The following is a 20,604-nucleotide window of genomic DNA, read 5'->3' as shown; positions in this document are numbered from 1 at the left end:
ATGCCCAAGCGCACCGACCTGAAGTCCGTCCTGGTCATCGGCTCCGGCCCCATCGTGATCGGCCAGGCCGCCGAGTTCGACTACTCGGGCACCCAGGCCATCCGCGTCCTCAAGGAGGAGGGCGTCCGCGTCGTCCTCGTCAACTCCAACCCGGCCACGATCATGACCGACCCGGAGCTGGCCGACGCCACCTACGTCGAGCCCATCACCCCGGCCGTGGTCGCCAAGATCATCGAGAAGGAGCGCCCGGACGCCCTGCTGCCCACCCTGGGCGGCCAGACGGCGCTGAACACCGCCATCGCCCTCGACAAGGACGGGGTGCTCGAGCGCTTCGGCGTCGAGCTGATCGGCGCGAACATCGAGGCCATCGAGCTCGGCGAGAACCGCGAGCTGTTCAAGGGCGTCGTGGAGCGTGCCGGCGGCGAGTCCGCCCGGTCCCACATCGTGCACACGATGGAGGAGGCCCTGGCCGCCGTCGAGGACCTGAAGTACCCCGTGGTGGTGCGCCCCTCGTTCACGATGGGCGGCCTCGGCTCCGGCATGGCCTACGACGAGGCCGACCTGTACCGCATCTGCGGCGCCGGCCTGCAGTACAGCCCGACCTCCGAGGTCCTGCTCGAGGAGTCCATCCTCGGCTGGAAGGAGTACGAGCTGGAGATGATGCGGGACAAGAACGACAACGTCGTCGTCGTCTGCTCCATCGAGAACGTGGACCCCGTGGGCGTGCACACCGGCGACTCCATCACCGTGGCCCCGGCCATGACGCTGACGGACCGCGAGTACCAGAAGCTGCGGGACATCTCGATCAACGTCATCCGCGAGGTCGGCGTGGACACCGGCGGCTGCAACATCCAGTTCGCGGTGAACCCCGTGGACGGGCGCGTCGTCGTCATCGAGATGAACCCGCGCGTCTCCCGCTCCTCGGCGCTGGCCTCGAAGGCCACCGGCTTCGCGATCGCCAAGATCGCCACCAAGCTGGCCCTGGGCTACACGATGGACGAGATCCCCAACGACATCACCCAGAAGACCCCGGCGTCCTTCGAGCCGGTCCTGGACTACGTGGTCGTGAAGGTCCCGCGCTTCGCGTTCGAGAAGTTCCCGGCGGCGGATCCCACGCTGACCACCACCATGAAGTCGGTCGGCGAGGCCATGGCCATCGGCCGCAACTTCACGGAGGCCCTGCAGAAGGCCCTGCGCTCGCTCGAGCAGAAGGGCTCGGAGCTCGCGTTCCCGCAGGACGCCGACCCGCAGGCCCTGCTCGCGGCGGCGAGCACGGCCACCACCGACCGGCTCTCCCAGACCCAGCAGGCGCTCTACGCCGGCGCCACGATCGAGGAGGCCTTCGAGGCCACCGCGATCGACCCGTGGTTCCTGGACCAGTTCGTGCTCATCAACGAGGTCGCGGACGAGATCCGCGACGCCGAGGTCCTCGACGAGGCCCTGCTGCGCCGCGCCAAGCGGCACGGGTTCTCCGACGCCCAGATCGGCTCGCTGCGGCACATGGACGCCGCGGTCGTGCGCGGCGTGCGTCACGCCCTGGGCGTGCGCCCCGTCTACAAGACCGTGGACACCTGTGCCGCCGAGTTCGAGGCCTTCACCCCGTACCGGTACTCCAGCTACGACCTCGAGACCGAGGTCGCCCCGCACGAGGGCGAGTCGGTGATCATCCTCGGCTCGGGCCCGAACCGGATCGGCCAGGGCATCGAGTTCGACTACTCGTGCGTGCACGCCACCATGGCGCTGCGCGAGGCCGGCTACGAGACCGTGATGGTCAACTGCAACCCGGAGACGGTATCCACGGACTACGACATCTCCGATCGCCTCTACTTCGAGCCGCTCACGCTCGAGGACGTCCTGGAGGTCATCGCGGCAGAGGAGGCCTCCGGCGGCGTGCGCGGCGTCTTCGTGCAGCTCGGCGGCCAGACCCCGCTCAAGCTGGCCCAGCAGCTCGCCGACGCCGGCGTGCCGATCCTGGGCACCTCGCCCGCGGCCATCGACCTGGCCGAGCACCGCGGTGAGTTCGCGCTCGTGCTCGAGCGCGCGGGCCTGGTGGCGCCGAAGAACGGCACGGCCGTCTCCTTCGACGACGCCAAGCGCGTGGCGGACGAGATCGGCTACCCCGTGCTCGTGCGCCCCTCCTACGTGCTCGGCGGCCGCGGCATGGAGATCGTGTACTCCGAGGAGGCGCTGGCCCACTACGTGGCGCACGCGACGGAGATCACCCCCGACCAGCCGATGCTCGTGGACCGCTTCCTCGAGGACGCGATCGAGATCGACGTCGACGCCCTCTACGACGGCACCGAGCTGTACCTCGGCGGCGTCATGGAGCACATCGAGGAGGCGGGCATCCACTCGGGCGACTCCGCGTGCGTGCTGCCCCCCGTCACCCTGGGCCCGGACGTGCTCGAGCGCGTGCACCGCGCCACCGAGCGGATCGCGGCCGGCGTCGGCGTGCGCGGCCTGATCAACATCCAGTTCGCGCTCGCCTCGGACGTGCTGTACGTGATCGAGGCGAACCCGCGCGCCTCGCGGACCGTGCCGTTCGTCTCGAAGGCCACGGGCGTCCAGCTGGCCAAGGCGGCCGCGCGGATCGGCGTCGGCGAGAGCATCGCCGACCTGCGCGCGGCCGGCATGCTGCCCACGGCGTACGACGGCGGCACCCTGCCGATCGGCGCGCCCGTGGCGGTCAAGGAGGCGGTGCTGCCGTTCACCCGCTTCCGCACCGCGGAGGGCCGCGTGGTCGACTCGCTGCTGGGCCCGGAGATGCGCTCGACGGGCGAGGTCATGGGCATCGACAAGCACTTCGACACCGCGTTCGCCAAGTCCCAGTCCGCCGCCGGCGGCCCGCTGCCCACCTCGGGGCGCGTGTTCGTGTCGGTCGCGAACCGGGACAAGCGCACCCTCGTGGGCCAGGCCAAGCGCCTCGTCGACCTCGGCTTCCAGGTGGTCTCCACCGGCGGCACCGCCGAGGTGCTGCGGCGCAACGGCATCCCCGCGGAGGTCGTGGCGAAGATCGCCGACGCCGGGCACGAGGACGGCGCGGGCACCGTGCTGGAGCAGCTGCACGCCGGCACCGTCGATCTCGTGCTGAACACGCCCTCCGGCGGCGACGCCCGCACGGACGGCTACGAGATCCGCGCGGCCGCGACGTCGCTCGGCGTGCCGGTGATCACGACCACGGCCGAGTTCGGGGCGTGCCTGCAGGCCATCGAGGCCATGCGGTCCTACGAGTGGTCCGTCACCTCACTGCAGGAGCACGACGCGCGCCTGCAGCAGGCTGTCGCCGGTCCGGAGGCCGCGGCGTGACCACGACGGCGACGGGCGGCGCGGGGCCCCGCGCCCCCTTCGGGCGGCGGCTGGCCCAGGCCATGGAGACGGCCGGTCCGCTGTGCCTCGGCGTGGACCCCCATCCGGGCCTGCTGCGGCAGTGGGGCCTGAGCGACACCCCGGCGGGCCTCGAGGCGTTCTCCCTGACCGCCCTCGAGGCGGCGGTGGGTCCCGAGGGGCCCCGCGTGGCGGCGATCAAGCCCCAGGTGGCGCTGTACGAGCGCCACGGATCGGCCGGCCTGGCGGCCCTGGAGCGGCTGCTCGCGGCCGCCCGAGACGCCGGGGTGCTCACGATCGCGGACGCCAAGCGCGGTGACATCGGCTCCACCATGGACGGCTACGCCGCCGCGTGGATCGCCGATGCCTCGCCCCTGGCCGCGGATGCGGTGACGCTCAGCCCGTACCTGGGTTTCGGCACCCTCGTGCCGACCATCCGCGCCGCCCACGAGGCCGGCCGCGGCGTGTTCGTCCTCGCGCTGACCTCCAATCCGGAGGGCCGCGAGGTCCAGCACGTGGGCGAGGGGTCGGCCGAGGGATCGGTCGCCCGGCGCATCGCCGCGGCGGCGGCCGCCGAGAACGCGGCCCTGCGCGGCGACGACGCGTGGGGGCCGGTGGGACTCGTCTTGGGCGCCACGGTGGCCGCCGAGGCGGACCGCCTCGGCCTGGACCTGCCGGCCCTCGGCGGGCCCCTGCTGGCGCCCGGGTTCGGTGCCCAGGGCGCCACGGCCCGGGGCATGCGGGCCGACTTCGGGACGGCCTGGCCGCAGGTCTTGGCGACCTCGTCCCGCGGCATCCTGAGCGCGGGCCCGTCGGTGGCCTCGCTGGTGGACACGATCGAGGAGAATCGCGCCGCCCTGCGGTGACGCCCGCGTCCTCCCGGCGCGCCCGTGCCGTGTGGACGGGATGGTATCTTCCCTTTCGATCGGCTGTGCTCGTCGTCCTTGACGGTGGAAGGGTCTCGACGGGGCCGGTGAGGAATGAGAGGCATCGAGGTCAGACCATGGCGTTGCGGCAGCTCAGTGTGCAGGAGCGGGCGGAGGCCCGGAGGAAGGCCCTCCAGGCCCGCCAGGCGCGGGCGGAGCTCAAGGCGGCCTTCGCCGCCGGTGCGGTCGGCCTGGCCGACGTGTTCGCGCGCGCGGACACCGAGGACGCCGTCGCCCGCCTGCGGACCGTGGACCTGCTGCTGGCCCTGCCGGGCGTGGGCGAGGTCCGGGCCCGGGAGACGATGGCGGGGTGCGGCATCTCGCCGCGGCGTCGGCTGGGCGGCCTGGGCCGTCGTCAGCGCGAGGCGTTGATCGCCTATATTGGCCGGTGACCCCCACACCCCGGCGGGTCGGCGCCGGCCCGGGTGAAGGGCCTGCGAGGCCCGTCCCACCAGGAGGATGCGTGACCGACACGTTCGACCCCGGACCCGCCCCCGCCGTCCCGGTGGCCCGCACCGCCGTCCAGGAACGCCCCCCGGGCCCGGGCGTCACCGTCCTGGCAGGACCCACCGCCGTCGGCAAGGGCACCGTCTCGGCCTATGTCCGCGAGCACTATCCCGAGGCCTGGCTGTCCGTCTCCGCCACCACCCGCCCGGCGCGCCCGGGTGAGGAGGACGGGGTGCACTACTACTTCACGACGCCGGAGGAGTTCGACTCCCTCGTCGAGGCGGACGAGATGCTGGAATGGGCCGTCGTCCACGGCGTCCACCGCTACGGCACGCGGCGCGACCGTGTGATGGAGGCCGTGGCGCAGGGGCGCCACGTCCTGCTGGAGATCGACCTGCAGGGCGCGCGCCAGGTCCGCCGTGCGCTGCCGGAGGCCACCTTCGTGTTCCTGGCGCCGCCGAGCTGGGAGGAACTCGTGTCCCGGCTGCTCGGCCGCGGCACCGAGAGCCCGGAGGAACAGCGGCGTCGGCTCGAAACGGCTAGACTGGAACTCGCAGCGGAACCCGAGTTCGACGCCGTCGTCGTGAACGACCGCGTGGAGCGGGCCGCCGAGGAACTGGTGAGACTCATGGGGCTGGACCCCGAGCGCCGTCCGACCGAGGCCTGAGGACCGGCCGCACCGACGCCGCACCCGGCGCCGACGTGACAGTGAGATGAAGACTTTGGAGACCCCGTGACCGAACAGTACGAAGGCATCGTCAACCCGCCCATCGACTCCCTGCTGGAGCGGGTCGACTCGAAGTACGCCCTGGTGCTCTTCGCCGCCAAGCGGGCCCGGCAGATCAACGCCTACTACTCGCAGCTGCACGAGGGGCTGTTCGAGTACGTCGGCCCGCTCGTGGACACCCAGCTGAACGAGAAGCCGCTGTCCATCGCCCTGCGCGAGATCGAGGCCGACCTGCTCGAGTCCCACGAGGCCGTCGAGGCCACCCCGGAGGCCGACCTGGCCGCCGAGGACTTCGGCGACTTCTCCCTGCCGGGCGAGGACGACCCGTTCGCCACCCTCGAGTCGGCCGACGCCCACCAGCCGATGGGCGATCCCGCCGCCATCGAGGAGGCCGCCGAGACGGTGCGCGCCGAGGAGGGCACCTCCGAGGACGCCACGGAGGCCTGAGCCCGTCATGGAGATCGTCCTCGGGGTCGGCGGCGGCATCGCGGCCTACAAGGCGGCGCTGCTGCTGCGCTTGATGACCGAGGCCGGCCACGGCGTGACCGTGGTGCCCACCGCCAACGCCCTCGAGTTCGTGGGCGCGGCGACGTGGGAGGCCCTCTCCGGTCGCCCGGTCCGCACGGACACGTTCGAGGCGGTCGACGAGGTGAACCACGTCCGGCTCGGCCGGCGTGCGGACCTCGTGGTGGTCGCGCCGGCCACGGCCGACCTGCTCGCGCGCACCGCCGCGGGGATGGCGCCCGACCTGCTGGGCAACGTGCTGCTCACCGCCACGTGCCCCGTCGTCCTGGCCCCCGCCATGCACACCGAGATGTGGCACCACCCCGCCACGGTGGCCAACGTCGCCCTCCTGCGCGAGCGCGGCGTCACGGTCGTGGATCCCGCCGTGGGCCGCCTCACCGGGGCCGACTCCGGCGCCGGACGTCTGCCCGAGCCCGCCGAGATCTGGGAGCGTGCGCAGGCCGCCGCCGCCGCGGGCGCCCCGCGCCGTCCCCGGGCCTCCGGGTCCGACGCCGAGCCGACGCCCGGCCCGCTGGCCGGTCGCACCGTGGTGATCACGGCCGGGGGCACCCGCGAGGCCCTGGACCCGGTCCGCTACCTGGGGAACCGCTCCTCCGGCAAGCAGGGGGCCGCCCTGGCGCGCGCCGCCCTCGACGCCGGCGCCACCGTGCGGTTCGTCGCCGGGTCCATGTCCGTCCCGACGCCCGAGGGCGTCGAGCGCGTCGTGCCCGTGGAGTCCACGCAGGACCTGTTGGACGCCGTGCAGGCGGAGGCCGCCGACGCCGACGTCCTCGTGATGGCGGCGGCCGTCGCGGACTTCCGGCCGGCCGAGGTCTCGGACGCCAAGATGAAGAAGGGCGACGACGGCGGCGCGCCCGTCATCGTGCTCGAGCGCACCCCGGACGTGCTCGCCACGGCCGTGCGCACCCGCTCCGAGGGCGGGCCCATGGCCCCGCTCATCGTCGGCTTCGCCGCGGAGACCGGCGACGCGACGTCCTCCGTGCTCGAGTACGGCCGGGCCAAACTGGCGCGCAAGGGCTGCGAGATGCTCGTGGTCAACGAGGTCGGCACGGACAAGGTGTTCGGCCGGGACGAGACCGCCGTGACCATCCTGTTCGCCGACGGCCGCCCCGCCGTGGAGGCCGCAGGCTCCAAGGACGAGGCCGCGGCCGCCGTCGTGCAGGCGATCGTGGATGACCTCGCCGGTCGCGACCCCGTCGGCGCGTCGGGCCGCTGACCTAGACTGTGCGGCATGACCGATGCCGCCTCGCTGAGCCCCGCCCGCCACGCCGACCCGTATTCGGGGGTGGGCGGCGGAGAGCTCCGCCTCTTCACCTCCGAGTCCGTCACGGCGGGCCACCCCGACAAGATCTGCGACCAGATCTCCGACGCCATCCTGGACGCGATCCTCGCCGCCGACCCGTCGGCGAAGGTGGCCGTGGAGACCCTGACCACCACCGGCCTGGTGCAGGTGGCCGGCGAGGTGAACACCTCAGCGTACGTGGAGATCCCCAGGATCGTGCGCGAGACCATCCTGGACATCGGCTACGACTCCTCGGCCAACGGCTTCGACGGCGCCCAGTGCGGCGTGAACATCTCCATCGGCCAGCAGTCCTCGGACATCTTCGCCGGCGTCTCCCGGTCCCTCGAGGCCCGCGAGTACGGCTCGGCGGACGAGGTGGACGAGCAGGGCGCGGGGGACCAGGGCATCATGTTCGGCTACGCCACGGACGAGACCCCGGCGTACATGCCCATGCCCATCTACCTCGCGCACCGGCTCTCCGAGCGGCTCACCGCGGTGCGCCGGGCGGAGAACACGCCCATGCCGTACCTGCTGCCGGACGGCAAGACGCAGGTCACCATCGGCTACGCGCCCGGCCACGTGCCCACCACGGTCGAGGCCGTGGTGGTCTCCACGCAGCACCACGAGTGGGTCACGCAGGAGCAGCTGCGGGCGGACGTGGAGGAGCACGTGATCCGGCCCGTCATCGAGCGCTCCGGCCTCGACACCTCCGGCATGCGGATCATCATCAACCCGGGCGGCAAGTTCGTCATCGGCGGCCCCGTGGGCGACGCCGGCCTCACCGGTCGCAAGATCATCGTGGACACCTACGGCGGCATGGCCCGGCACGGCGGCGGCGCCTTCTCCGGCAAGGACCCGTCCAAGGTGGACCGCTCCGCCGCCTACATGCTCCGCTGGGTCGCGAAGAACGTGGTGGCCGCCGGCCTCGCCTCGCGCGCCGAGTTCCAGGTGGCCTACGCGATCGGTTCGGCCCGGCCCGTGGGCCTGTACGTGGACACCTTCGGGACGGCCACGGTGCCGGAGGAGAAGATCATCGAGGCCGTGAACGCGGTGTTCGACCTGCGTCCGGCCGCCATCGTGAAGGAGCTGAACCTCCTGCGGCCCATCTACCGACGGACCGCCGCGAACGGCCACTTCGGCCGGGACGACGCCGACTTCACGTGGGAGCGCACGGACCGCGTCGAGCAGCTGCGCGCTGCCGCCGGCCTCTGACCCGGAGGCGGGCATCACAGACGCGCTGTTCGCCCTCCCGGAGCCGGAGGACGCGCCCCGACTGCCGGAGCGGGCCGAGGGGTGGCCGGAGCGGCCGATCGCACGCGTCCTGCTGGACTCGCCCGTGCCGCACCTGGACCGCGAGTTCGACTATCTCGTGCCCGTGGCCCTGGACGACCGGGCGGTCCCCGGCTCCCGCGTGTCCGTCCGCTTCGGCGGACGGGCCATGACGGGCTGGCTCGTCTCGCGGGAGCAGGAGCCGGCCACCGGCGCCCAGCTCACCGAGCTCACCGGCGTGCTCACCGTCATCCCGCCGCTGACGGAGGAGGTCCTGGCGACCGCGCGCGCGGTGGCCCGCCGCCAGGCCGGCGTCGTCACGGACGTGCTGCGGGCCGCGGTGCCCCCGCGCGTCGCGCAGGTCGAGAAGGCCGCCCTGGCGGAGGACGCGGAAACCGCCGCGGACCACCCTGTGACGCTGACCGGCACGGACGCCGAGCGCCCGGAGCCTCCCGCGGCGGAGGAGGGCCTCGTGCCCACGGTGTGGGAGTCCCTTGAGGGGGGCACCGCGTTCGTGTCCGCCGTGCTGGCCGGGGACGCCGCGCGGGCGGCCGCCGTCGTGCCCTCGCGCCTGTTCGAATGGGACGAGGCGGGCGCGCTGGCCGCCCTGGCGCGCACGGTGGCCGCCTCGGACGGCGGCGTCCTACTGCTGGTGCCCGACCACCGCGACCTCGACCGGCTCTGCGCCGCCCTCGACGAGCACGTGGGGGAGGACGCCTACGCGCGGATCGGCTCCGAGGACGGCAACACGCCCCGGTACCGCGCCCACCTGGCCGCGCTGCGCGGCACCCGGCGCATCGTGGCCGGCACCCGGGCCGCCGTGTGGTCGCCCGTGCGCGACCTGCGGCTGGTGGTGCTCTGGGACGACGGCGACGACGCGTGGGCAGAACCCCGCGCGCCCTACTTCCACGCCCGAGAGGTCGTGCTGGAGCGGGCCCGCGCGACCGGCGCGGCGCTGCTCTTCGCCGGGCCCTCCCGGTCCGTCCCGGTGCAACGGCTCGTCGAGTCGGGCTGGCTGCTGCACCTGGGCCCCTCCCGCGCGACCCAGCGGGAGCTCGGGCCGCGGGTCGTCTCCACCGCCGACGCCTGGGAGACGGCGCGCGACCCGTTCGCGCAGCGGGCGCGGTTGCCGCAGGCCGCCTGGGCCGCCGCCCGCGCCGCGCTGCTCGGGCCACGGCCCGGCCCGGTGCTCGTGCAGGTGGCCCGGGCCGGCTTCATCCCCGCCCTCGTGTGCGAGCGCTGTCGCACGCCCGCCCGCTGCCGCGTCTGCGCGGGGCCGCTGGGCTTCCGCGACGCGCGGGCCGCCCGGCACGGGGAGGTGGCGTGCCGGTGGTGCGGCACCCGGGAGCGCGGCTTCCGGTGCACCGAGTGCGGCGGCACGACGCTGCGGGCCGGGGCCCGCGGCGTGGACCGCACGGCCGAGGAGCTGGGCCGGGCGTTCCCGCGCGTGCCCGTGCACGCCTCCTCGGCGCAGCACATGCTCGGCTCGGTGCCGCCCGGGCCCTCCCTGGTGGTGGCGACCGTGGGGGCCGAGCCGGTGACGCCCGACGGCTACGCGGCCGCCCTGCTGCTCGACGGGGACAGCCAGCTCCAGCGCGAGGGCCTCGACGTGCCGGGCCGGGTGCTCGCCCGCTGGCTCGCGGCCGCCTGCCTGGTCCGCCCCGCCTCCGACGGGGGCGTCGTGGTGGTCACCGCGGACGCGGGGGAGGCGGTGAACGCGCTCGTCCGACGGGACCCCGACGGCTTCGCCGCGCGCCAGGTCGCCGAGCGGCGCGAGCTGCACCTTCCTCCCGCCGGCCGCCTCGCAGAGGTCACGGGGGAGGCCGCCGCCGTCGCGGAGTACCTCGAGCTCGTGGAGGCCGCCCGCCGGGAACGGCCGGACGAGGACGTCCACGAGGATCCGCACTCGGCCCCGCTCGACGGCGGCCCGGCGCGACTGCCCTGGATCGGGCCGGTGCCGGACCCCGCCGACGAGATCCGCTCCCGCGCCCTGCTGATCTTCCCGTACGCGGCGGCCGAGGCCACCGTCGGCGCCCTGCGCGCCGCCCGGTCCGCGGCGAGCGCTCGGCGCGAGACCGCCCCGGTGCGGGTGCGGCTCGACCCGGCCGGGGTGCTCTGAGGGGGCGGCCGGACCGGCCCCCAGCCCGAGGGGCCGGAGCGCGGCGACGCCGGGGCGACGACGACGTCAGCGGCCGGCGCGGCGGAACCAGTCGCGGATCAGCGCCGCGCAGGCGGCCGGCCGCTCGTAGTGCAGCAGATGCCCGACGCCGTCGAGGACGTGCAGCTCCGCTGTGCCGCCCGCGGCGTCGATCGCCGCGGCGAGCGCCTCCTGTGCCGGCACCGAGCCCAGCGGATCCTCCCGCCCCGCGACCAGCAGCACCGGCAGGGTGAGGCGGGCGGCGACGTCGGCCACGGAGCCCGTGCTCGAGGCGCGGTACGCCTCGGAGAGCATGCGCGCGGAGGCGAAGCCCGAGAAGTGACGCCGGTGCTGGTCATGGGTGTACGCAAGGACATCCCTGTCCCTGGTGCGGGTCATGGCGAGCGTGGTCACCCACACGACCGGCGGCGCGCCCAGCAGCAGCCGCGCCGGGCGCTCGGGCAGGCGGGCGGCGACCTCGTAGTACCCCTCGGCGACGGCCGCCAGCACCCGACTCGACACGGACGCCGACGCCTCCAGCGCGGGTTCGGCGATGGGGTTGAGCAGGACCAGCCGTCCCCACCGGGACGGGTCCCGCGCGACCAGCTCGGCCGCCACCGTCGTCCCGTAGGAGTGCGCGACCAGCACGGGGGTCGCCCGCAGACCCAGGGCGGCGACGACGGTGGCCACCGCGTCCGCGTGATGGGCCACGGTGTGCTCGGCGTGGGGGAAGGGCTCCGAAGCCCCGAAGCCGGGCAGCTCGATCGAGTGGATCGGATGCTCCGGGAGCGCGTCGGCCAGCAGGGCGAGGCCGTGGTGGTCCCCGCGGAAGCCGTGCACGAACACGAGCGGGGCAGCGGCCGCGTCCCCCTCGGGTGCGCCGGGCGATCCCGGCGCGGCCACCGGAACGGGGGTGTACTCCCACACGGCCACGGACGACCGGATCCCGCTGACGGGGTCCGGGACGGCCAGGGTGTGCCGGCGGGGCGTCCGGGCCGGGTGGCCCGTGAGCACGCGGGGATCGGCGGGCGCCGCGGGCGGGCGCAGCAGATCGCGCAGGCGGACGGGCGGGCCCGGGGCGGCGGACGGCGTCGGGACAGGCACGTCCCCACCCTAGCCAGGCCTTCGACCGCCGACGCCGTGGCGCCTCGTCTCCGCTGGACGCGGGGACGGGGTCCGCCGAGATGCTCGGCCTGATCGCGACCGCGGCGTGCCAGCGGGAGGGCGGCCTTGGGGTGGGCCTGAGGCCACGCTGCCCGGAACCCGGCGACGCCTGGTCCTGGCCACGATGGCGCGCGCGTGCCTACCGTACTCCGGCCCGTCCTCGGTCCCGGGGCCCGCACGGGCGCACCCCGTCCCCCACGAAAGGCCCATGCGTGCAGCACCCCGTCGCGCTCAGATCCCTGAAGATCGCCCTCGCCTTCGTCGGCCTGCTCGTCGGCGCCGGCTTCGCCACCGGCGCCGAAGTCATCCAGTACTTCGTGGGCTTCGGCTGGATCGGCGTCGTGGGCGCGGGACTGGCCGGCCTGCTCGTCACCGCCGGCGGCGCCGTCATCCTCCAGCTGGGCAGCGTGTTCCTCGCGGCCGACCACAAGGTCGTCTTCCGCAGCGTCTCGCACCCCGTGATGGCCCGGATCCTGGACGTCGTGGTGACGGTGACGCTCTTCGCGATCGGCGTCGTCATGCTCGCCGGGGCGGGCTCGACGCTCGCCCAGCAGTTCGGCTGGCCGACGTGGGCGGGCTCCACCCTGATGACCCTGCTCGTGCTCGTGACGGGCATGCTGGACGTGGAGAAGGTCTCCGCGATCATCTCCCTGATCACGCCCCTGGTGGTCGTCGCGGTCGTGGCCGGGTTCGTCCACGTCCTGGTCACCCGCGACGGCGGCTTCACCGCCCACGAGTCCCTCGCCGTCCAGGCCACCACGCCGGTGGACCCGTGGTGGCTGTCCTCGGTCAACTACTTCGGCCTCGTCGTCGTGATGGCCGTGTCCATGTGCCTCGTGATCGGCGGGTCCATCACCCACCCCCGGGAGGCGTTCCTCGGCGGCCTCACCGGTGGCCTGATGTACACCGCCCTGCTCCTGATGGCCTCCACGCTGCTCTACCTCGGCTACGCCGAGATCGGCCGCGCCGACGTCCCCATGCTGCGGCTGTTCGCCTCGATCGCGCCCTGGCTGGGCTGGGCGATGGTCGTGGTGATCTACCTGATGATCTTCAACACCGCGATCGGCATGTTCTACGCGCTGGGACGCCGCCTCACGGCCGACCGCCCGGGCCGCTACCGGCCCGTGTTCGCCGGCGTCACGCTGCTGGCCTTCGCGGTGAGCTTCGTCGGCTTCGGCGACCTGATGAACGTCGTCTACCCGGCGCTGGGCCACCTGGGGATCGTGCTCGCGCTCGTGCTCCTCGTCTGGTGGCTCACCCACCGCCGGCAGATCTCCGCCGAGTCGGGGCTGCGTCTGCGCCTGCTCGCGCTGCTCCGCCTGCGTGAGCATCCGGAGAAGACCTTCACGGCCCAGCACGCAGTGCAGCTGCAGGAGGCGGTCGGGGACTCCGTGGCGGCCCCGGACGCGGTGACGGAGGCCCTCGAGGACGAGGTCGCCCAGGTGCTCGAGGAGGACGACGCGCTCACCTCCGGAGGGGCGCGCCCCGGTCCCGACGCCGGGCCCGAGCGTCCGGCAGGCGGCAGCCACTCCGCCTGAAACCGCGTGCCCGGCCGGGCACGGCGTCTCGGAGCGGCCCTGCGGCCGGGCCGGGGCGCCGTCGCCGTAGGATGGGGTGGCCGGCCGTGCCGCCGGCCCCGTCCGCGCCGCCCGAGGGCCGGCGCCCCATCCCGACTGCGTGAGGACTCGAACCGCCGTGAGCCAGACCCCCGACAGCGCCGTGCCGGCCACCCCCAGCATCCCCGCCGACGCGGAGTACTCGTTCCGTGACGTGGAGGCCCGCTGGGCCGGGTACTGGGAGCAGGCCGGGACGTTCGCCCCGCGCGAGGACGGCTCCGAGACCCGCACCGTGGTCGACATGTTCCCGTACCCGTCGGGCGACCTGCACATGGGGCACGCCGAGGCGTTCGCGATGGGCGACGTCGTCGCGCGCCACTGGATGCAGCGCGGCTTCGACGTGCTGCACCCCATCGGCTGGGACTCCTTCGGCCTGCCGGCCGAGAACGCCGCCATCAAGCGCGACGCCCACCCGGCCGAGTGGACCTACGCGAACATCGAGACGCAGAAGCGCTCCTTCCAGCGGTACGGCATCGCCGTGGACTGGTCCCGTGAGCTGCACACCTCGGACCCCGAGTACTACCGGTGGACCCAGTGGCTGTTCCAGCAGCTGTACCGCAAGGGCCTGGCGTACCGGAAGGACTCCCCGGTCAACTGGTGCCCCCAGGACCAGACGGTGCTCGCCAACGAGCAGGTCGTGGACGGCCGCTGCGAGCGCTGCGGAACCGAGGTCACCAAGCGGACCCTGAACCAGTGGTACTTCCGCATCACCGAGTACGCGGACGCGCTGCTGGACGACATGGACCAGCTCACCGGCCACTGGCCCGAGCGCGTGCTCGCCATGCAGCGCAACTGGATCGGCCGCTCCGAGGGCGCCCACGTCGACTTCCAGGTCGAGGACGGCCCCGTCGTCACGGTCTTCACCACCCGGCCGGACACGCTGCACGGCGCGACCTTCATGGTGGTCGCCGCCGACGCGCCGCTGGCCGCCGAGCTCGCCGGCGACGACGTGCGGGCCGAACTCGAGGCGTACCGGGAGGACCTGAAGAAGGTCTCGGACATCGACCGCCAGGCCACGGACCGCCCGAAGAGCGGCGTGTTCCTGGGCCGCCACGCCGTGAACCCGCTGACCGGTGAGCGCCTGCCGATCTGGGCCTCGGACTACGTGCTGGCCGACTACGGCACGGGCGCCATCATGGCCGTGCCGGCCCACGACCAGCGCGACCTCGACTTCGCCCGCGCCATGGGGCTGCCCGTGCGCGCCGTGCTGGACACCGGCGAGGAGGACCCGGCCGTCTCCGGCGTCGCGACGACCGGCGAGGGCATCCTGGTGAACTCCGGGGAGCTCGACGGCCTGGACAAGACCGCGGCCATCGCGCGGGCCATCGAGATCGTGCAGGAGCGCGGCACCGGCCGGGGCACCACCACGTACCGGCTGCGCGACTGGCTGCTCTCCCGTCAGCGCTTCTGGGGCACCCCGATCCCCGTGGTCCACTGCCCGGACTGCGGCGAGGTGCTCGTGCCGGAGGACCAGCTGCCGGTCACCCTGCCGACCGACCTCAAGGGCGAGCAGCTCGCCCCCAAGGGCCAGTCGCCCCTGGCCGCGGCGACGTCGTGGGTCGAGGTGGACTGCCCGCAGTGCGGCGGCCCCGCGCGACGGGACACCGACACCATGGACACGTTCGTGGACTCGTCCTGGTACATGCTCCGCTACGCGTCCCCGAACGACGACGCCCGCGTCTTCGACCCCGAGGCCCTGCGCCGCTGGCTGCCCGTGGACCAGTACGTGGGCGGCGTGGAGCACGCGATCCTGCACCTGCTGTACGCCCGCTTCTTCACCAAGGCCCTGCACGACCTCGGCCTGGTGCCCTTCACCGAGCCGTTCCGCGCCCTGCTCAACCAGGGCCAGGTGCTCAACGACGGCAAGGCCATGTCCAAGTCGCTGGGCAACGGCGTGGACCTGGGCGACCAGCTGGACCAGTTCGGCGTCGACGCCGTGCGCCTGACCATGGTGTTCGCCTCGCCGCCCGAGGACGACGTGGACTGGGCCGACGTCGCCCCGGGGGCCGCCGGCAAGTTCCTGGCCCGCGCGTGGCGCCTGGCCCGCGACGTCCGCGCGACGGGCACCCCGGCCGGCACGGACCCGGCGGACGGGGCCGTGGCCCTGCGCCGGGTGACCCACCGGACCGTGCACGAGGCCCAGCAGCTGCTGGACGACGGCAAGTTCAACGTGGTCGTCGCCAAGACGATGGAGCTGGTCAACGCGGCCCGCAAGGAGATCGACGCGGGTGCCGGCGCGGCCAACCCAGCCGTCCGCGAGGCCGCCGAGGCCGTGGCCGTGCTGCTCTCCCTCGTGGCGCCGTACACGGCCGAGGACATGTGGGTGCTGCTCGGCCACGAGCCCTCCGTGGTCCGCGCCGGCTGGCCCGCGGTGGACGAGGCGCTGCTGGTCGAGGACACCGTCACGGCCGTCGTCCAGGTCAAGGGCAAGGTCCGCGACACCCTCGAGGTGCCCGCGGACATCACCGCCGAGGACCTCGAGGCGCGCGCCCGCGCGTCGCAGAAGGTGCGGAACTTCATCGGGGACGCCGAGATCGTCAAGGTGATCGTGCGGGAGCCCAAGCTCGTGAACCTGGTGATCCGCTGACCGCGTGAGACCGGCCCCGACCGAGCCGGGGGAGAGGAGGCAGGCCGTGGCGAGCATCGAGCAGTGGCGCGACGACGCGCTCGTCCGCCTGCGCTCCCGCCGCTCCCAGCTGGCCGGGCGGGCACGCTACGGGCTGCGCCCGCCCCGCCGGGACCGCACGGCCGTCGTCACGGACTCGGCCGCGGCCCTGCCCGGCGCCGTCCTCGGACACGGTCTGGCCGCGGGGATCCGCCAGGTGGCGCTGCCCGTCATGGTGGGCGAGCAGATCCACACGGAGGGCACGGACGAGCTCGCGCTGGAGCTGCCGCTGGCCCTGGCCGCCGGCACTCCGGTCCGCACCTCGCGGCCCTCGCCGGGCGCGTTCCGGACGGCCTACGCCGAGCTGGCCCGCGCCGGCTACGCACGCATCCTCTCCGTCCACCTGTCCGGCGAGCTCTCCGGCACCGTGGAGGCCGCGCGCCTGGCCGCCGCGGACGCCGAGCGCCCGGTGACCGTGGTGGACTCGCGCACCGTGGGCTTCGCTCTGGGCACGGCCGTGGTGGACGCCGCCGTGGACGCGGGGGTGGGAATGCCCGTGGCCCGCATCCGCGAGCGGCTCGAGGCCACCGTGGACTCCAGCCACGTGCTGTTCACGGTGCCCAGCCTCGAGCAGCTGCGCCGGGGCGGGCGGATCAGCGGGCTCGCCTCGCTGCTGGGCACCCTGCTGCAGGTGCGCCCCGTCATGGCCGTCGACGACGGCGCGATCGGCCTGGTCGACCGCCCGCGGTCCGCGGCCCGCGCCGTCGACCGGCTCGTGGAGCTCGCGGTCGAGAGGGCCGGAGAGGACCCGGTGCGGATCGCCGTCCACGAGTACGGCGACCCCGAGACGGCCATGCAGCTCGCGGAGCGTCTGCAGCCGATCTCCACCACACCCGTGCCCGTCGTCGAGCTGCCCGCCGTGCTCGCCGCGCACCTGGGCCTGGGTGCGCTGGGCGTGGTGATCTGCCCACTGGAATCGCCCACGGGGGGCTCGGGGGACTGAGGCCGCCCGTGCAGGAGCGCAGCGGAGACGGGCGCGTCCGTTCCTGCACACCGCCCCGGACCGCGGTGGTCATCCCCAGGCCGGGTACGGGACGCGCCCGGCTCAGACGCGGGGACGCAGACTGCCCGCATGAGCCCCAGCCACCGCCTCTGCGACGATCCGCCCGCCTTCGCCCCGGACCCCGCGGCCGTCCCCGACGTCGACACGGCCGGCCCGCACGCCGCGTCCCGGTGGGAGCGCACCCCGCCCCGGGGCCCAGTGCTGCGGTGGCGGCCGGCCCTGCTGGCCGTCACCGTGCTGCTCGTCGCCGCCGCGGCCTGGTGGGCGGTGGCCTGGCTGACCACCCCGGCGCCGCCCGCGGCGGTCCCGGCGGCCGCGGCCGGTGCAGGCATCCCGCAGACCGGCGCGCCCTCCGCCGCCTCGACGGCGGCCGGCACCGACGCGCGGACGCCCGAGGCGGGGCCGTCGGGGGAGGCGTCCGGGTCCGCCGGGTCCACCCCGCTGCGGGTGCACGTGGTGGGCGAGGTCGCCCGGCCGGGTGTGGTCAGCCTCGCGCCGGGCTCCCGGGTGGCCGACGCCGTGCGCGCGGCCGGGGGCCCGACCCGGCACGCCCGGGCGGAGCGCATCAACCTCGCGGCCCCGCTGGACGACGGCCAACAGGTCCTCGTCCCCTCCGCCCACACGCCGCAGGACGCCCTGGACCGGGTGGCCGGGGCCGCGCAGGCTCAGCCCACGCCGACCACGGGCGGGGCCGGTGCCACTGGCGAGCCTGGCGGTGCCGAGCCCCGCGGCACCGTGGACCTGAACACCGCCGACGCCGCAGGCCTGCAGACCCTGCCCGGCGTCGGCCCCGCCACGGCGGAGAAGATCATCGCCCACCGCGAGACGGTCGGCCCGTTCACCGGCCTGCAGGACCTGGACGCGGTGCCCGGCATCGGCCCGGCCACGCTTGACCGGCTCCGCGACCTCGTCTCGTGGTGAACCCGGCCCCGGGCCCGCCCAACGATCCCGTGGACCGCCGCGCCCGGCACCGCGAGGTGCCCGGCCCGCTCGAGGCCCGGTGGGTGCCCGCCCTGCTCGGGTGCCTCACCCTGGGGATCCTCGGCGTCGGCTGGGACGCCCCGGCCCGGTCGGCGGCGGCCCTCACGGGGCTGGCCGTCGCCGCGGCCGCCATCCTGGGCGCCGCCCGCTCGACCGGTCGGATACGGGGCGTGGCCACCGCGACGGCGCTGGCCGGCGTGGCCGCGGCCCTGATGCTGCAGCACTCGGCCGGGCCCGCCGCCGCGGCCAGCGGCAGCGGCTGGACCGGCGCGGTGCACGCGGGCTCACCGCTGCGGCTCGAGCTGACCCTGGACGGGCCCGCCACCCGGAGCGAGGCGACCTTCGGCCCACGCTGGAGCGTGCCCGTGCGGGTCGAGACGTTCGGTCATCCGCCGCGGGCCCCCGAGGCGGCCGTGACGGCCCGACTCACGGGCGGGGGCGCACCGCCCGCGACGATCGTCGCGCCGGAGGGCGGGACGTGGGCCCCCGACGGCGGGCCGGGATCGCGGGTGTGCGTCGTGGCCCGGCCGTCGAGGTCCGGTTCCACCGTGTTCCTGGCCGCCGCGTCCGCCCCGCAGCCGGGACCCTGCCCCGGCGGGACGCAGACGGCAGGCGGGGCCACCGGCGGTGACCCGGGCCCCCCGCGGCGGGAGGCGCTGCGCGCCGCGTTCCGTCAGTCTGCGGAGGGCACGGTCGGCGCTGCGCCGGAACTCATCCCGGGGCTGGTGCTGGGCGACCGCTCCGCCCAGGGGGCCGCCCTCGACGACGCCATGAAGGCCTCGGGCCTGTCGCACCTGTCTGCCGTGTCCGGGGCCAACGTGGCCATGATCCTCGGCGCGGTCGCGATCACCCTGCGCAGCGCGCGGGTGCACCGGGCGGTGGTCCTCAGCGCCGGGCTGGCGGTCCTCGGGGTGTTCGTGGTCGTCGTGGGGCCGGAGCCGTCCGTGCTCCGGGCGGCCGTGATGGGCGCCCTCGGAGCGCTCGCGGTGTTCTTCGGCCGCGCGCGGCAGGCGTTCGGACTCCTGACGGTGGGCGGCACGGCCCTGCTCGTCGCGGTGCCGGCCCTCGCCGTGGAACCGGCCTTCCACCTCTCCCTGGCCGCGACCGCGGGCATCGTCCTGGCCGGCGCGCCCCTCGACCGTGCGCTGCACGCCGGGCTCGGCCGGATGCTGCCCGACGTCGTAGCGCGGTGGCTCTCGGCGTCGCTCGCGGTGACCGTGGCCGCCCACCTGGCCTGCCAGCCGATCATCCTGGCCATGACCGGTGAGGTGTCGGCCTACGCGGTGCCGGCCAATCTGCTGGCCGCCCCGGCCGTGCCGCCCGTGACCGTCCTGGGCACCCTCGCCGCGGCCCTCGCCCTGCCCGCGCCGGGGATCGCGGCCGCCCTCGTGGCCGTGATCCAGTGGCCCGCGGCCTGGATCGGGTGGGTCGCCCACACCAGCGCCTCCCTGCCCGGGGCGCTGCGTCCGTGGCCGGCCGGAGCCCTCGGCGCCGGGCTGGGCGTCCTGCTGGTGGCCGCGACGCTCCTCGGGTTCGCCGCCGTGCTCCTGCTCGAACGACGCCGGACCGCCCCTGTCCGGCGTGTCGGCCGCAGCGCGCCGCGGACCCGCGAGCGCCTCCCCGCCCTGGTCGTGCTCGCCGCCGCCCTGGCCGCGGCCACCACGGGGGCGGTCGGGGCGGTCCTCGTGCCGCGGTCCTCGGGCTCGGCCCCGCCGGACTGGGCGGTGGCGTTCTGCGACGTCGGCCAGGGGGACATGGCCGTGTTCCGGTCCGGCCCGCGCGCGGGGGTCGTCGTCGACGTCGGGCCCGAGCCGGGGCTCGCACGTCGCTGCCTCGACGACCTCGACGTAGACCGGGTGGACGCCGTGCTGCTCACCCACCTGCACGCCGACCACGCCGGGGGACTGGCCGGCGTGGTCGACCGCGCCTCCCGCGGGGCGGTGCACTACGCGACCCGGGACGCACCGGCGCAGGGCCGGGAAGGGCGCGGAGGCGAGGCGGACGGCGTCGACCCGCTCGCCGACGCGGCACGGCTCCGCACCGGCGCGACGGGCACGGCCGGGCCGGTGCGGTGGCACGTGCTGCTCGCCGACGCGCGGGCCCCCGAGGAGAACGACGCCTCCGCCCAGGTGCTGGTCACCGTCGAGAGCGGGGCCGGTCCGGTCACGACGCTGGTCACCGGCGACATGGAGGAGGACGCCTCCGCGGCGTGGGTCGCGGGGCGCCGGTCCGATGCCGCCGCACCGCCGCGCGTGGACGTGCTCAAGGTCGCCCACCACGGGGCCCGCAACGGTGGGACGGCCGTGCCGCGCGCGGCCGGCGCCCGCCTGCACGTGGTCTCCGTGGGCGCCGACAACCCGTACGGCCACCCCCACCGGGCCACGGTGGACGCGCTCGGCCGCCTCGGGCCGGTGGCCCGCACGGACCTGCACGGCACGCTGGCCCTCACGGCCGCGGACGGCCCCGACCCCGACGGCGCGCCCGAGATCGCGGTCCACACCGTCCGCCCGCCCTCGAGCGTCCGCACCGGACCTTAGG

The 20,604-nt window shown here is 75.1% G+C and carries 14 protein-coding genes; 13 read left to right on the top strand and 1 reads right to left on the bottom strand.

Annotated elements, in window-relative coordinates; genetic code table 11:
* The 8 genes from carB (at nt 1) to AC0VX0_RS05925 (ending at nt 10,619) form a co-directional block, all read left to right on the top strand.
* The gene (carB, locus tag AC0VX0_RS05960; RefSeq protein ID WP_010078599.1) at nt 1–3,306 is read left to right on the top strand and encodes a carbamoyl-phosphate synthase large subunit; all 3,306 of its coding nucleotides are present in this window, start codon (nt 1–3) and stop codon (nt 3,304–3,306) included.
* Entirely contained in the window at nt 3,303–4,190 is an 888-nt protein-coding gene (gene pyrF / locus AC0VX0_RS05955; RefSeq protein ID WP_036313723.1) for an orotidine-5'-phosphate decarboxylase, read from the top strand. The genes carB and pyrF overlap by 4 nt, the downstream gene beginning before the upstream one ends.
* A gap of 137 nt (nt 4,191–4,327) precedes the next feature.
* Nucleotides 4,328–4,642, top strand: coding sequence for an integration host factor, actinobacterial type (mihF, locus tag AC0VX0_RS05950; RefSeq protein ID WP_036313727.1), 315 nt, complete (start codon nt 4,328–4,330; stop codon nt 4,640–4,642).
* A 71-nt stretch (nt 4,643–4,713) separates the two neighbouring features.
* Complete coding sequence (gene gmk, locus AC0VX0_RS05945) at nt 4,714–5,364, top strand: guanylate kinase (protein WP_010078602.1); 651 nt, start codon at nt 4,714–4,716, stop codon at nt 5,362–5,364.
* Between the two features lie 66 nt (nt 5,365–5,430).
* Complete coding sequence (gene rpoZ / locus AC0VX0_RS05940; RefSeq protein WP_144820134.1) at nt 5,431–5,871, top strand: DNA-directed RNA polymerase subunit omega; 441 nt, start codon at nt 5,431–5,433, stop codon at nt 5,869–5,871.
* 7 nt (nt 5,872–5,878) lie between these two features.
* Complete coding sequence (gene coaBC, locus AC0VX0_RS05935) at nt 5,879–7,165, top strand: bifunctional phosphopantothenoylcysteine decarboxylase/phosphopantothenate--cysteine ligase CoaBC (RefSeq protein ID WP_036313734.1); 1,287 nt, start codon at nt 5,879–5,881, stop codon at nt 7,163–7,165.
* A 15-nt stretch (nt 7,166–7,180) separates the two neighbouring features.
* Entirely contained in the window at nt 7,181–8,443 is a 1,263-nt protein-coding gene (gene metK, locus AC0VX0_RS05930) for a methionine adenosyltransferase (RefSeq protein WP_036313737.1), read from the top strand.
* Nucleotides 8,444–8,567: 124 nt separating this feature from the next.
* Nucleotides 8,568–10,619, top strand: a complete 2,052-nt coding sequence (locus AC0VX0_RS05925; RefSeq protein WP_036313740.1) for a primosomal protein N' family DNA-binding protein — start codon at nt 8,568–8,570, stop codon at nt 10,617–10,619.
* Between the two features lie 66 nt (nt 10,620–10,685).
* Here the strand turns inward: AC0VX0_RS05925 and AC0VX0_RS05920 are convergent, their stop codons facing one another.
* A complete protein-coding gene (locus tag AC0VX0_RS05920; RefSeq protein WP_144820135.1) occupies nt 10,686–11,741 on the bottom strand; it encodes an alpha/beta fold hydrolase in 1,056 nt (351 codons plus the stop codon).
* 272 nt (nt 11,742–12,013) lie between these two features.
* On the opposite strand from AC0VX0_RS05920, the gene AC0VX0_RS05915 reads away from it, so the two are divergent.
* From AC0VX0_RS05915 to AC0VX0_RS05895, 5 genes are all read left to right on the top strand, one after another.
* A complete protein-coding gene (locus tag AC0VX0_RS05915) occupies nt 12,014–13,339 on the top strand; it encodes a YkvI family membrane protein (protein ID WP_036336588.1) in 1,326 nt (441 codons plus the stop codon).
* A gap of 157 nt (nt 13,340–13,496) precedes the next feature.
* Nucleotides 13,497–16,004: a leucine--tRNA ligase gene (gene leuS / locus AC0VX0_RS05910; RefSeq protein WP_475451407.1), complete on the top strand. Its 2,508-nt coding sequence runs from the start codon at nt 13,497–13,499 to the stop codon at nt 16,002–16,004.
* Nucleotides 16,005–16,050: 46 nt separating this feature from the next.
* Nucleotides 16,051–17,025 carry a DegV family protein gene (locus tag AC0VX0_RS05905; RefSeq protein WP_036336584.1) on the top strand — a complete coding sequence of 325 codons (975 nt, stop codon included), beginning with the start codon at nt 16,051–16,053 and terminating at the stop codon, nt 17,023–17,025.
* A gap of 129 nt (nt 17,026–17,154) precedes the next feature.
* A complete protein-coding gene (locus AC0VX0_RS05900) occupies nt 17,155–18,006 on the top strand; it encodes a ComEA family DNA-binding protein (protein ID WP_036336582.1) in 852 nt (283 codons plus the stop codon).
* 29 nt (nt 18,007–18,035) lie between these two features.
* Entirely contained in the window at nt 18,036–20,603 is a 2,568-nt protein-coding gene (locus AC0VX0_RS05895; protein ID WP_036336627.1) for a ComEC/Rec2 family competence protein, read from the top strand.
* Nucleotide 20,604: the final 1 nt, after the last annotated feature.

This window comes from Micrococcus sp. iso_26 (assembly GCF_056172975.1).
This window is presented reverse-complemented; position numbering and strand designations above follow the sequence as displayed.

Bases quoted from the DNA above. Each gene is read 5' to 3' on its own strand.
- carB (WP_010078599.1), top strand. From the start codon at position 1: ATGCCCAAGCGCACCGACCTGAAGTCCGTCCTGGTCATCGGCTCCGGC.
- mihF (WP_036313727.1), top strand. From the start codon at position 4,328: ATGGCGTTGCGGCAGCTCAGTGTGCAGGAGCGGGCGGAGGCCCGGAGG.
- coaBC (WP_036313734.1), top strand. From the start codon at position 5,879: ATGGAGATCGTCCTCGGGGTCGGCGGCGGCATCGCGGCCTACAAGGCG.
- metK (WP_036313737.1), top strand. From the start codon at position 7,181: ATGACCGATGCCGCCTCGCTGAGCCCCGCCCGCCACGCCGACCCGTAT.
- AC0VX0_RS05900 (WP_036336582.1), top strand. From the start codon at position 17,155: ATGAGCCCCAGCCACCGCCTCTGCGACGATCCGCCCGCCTTCGCCCCG.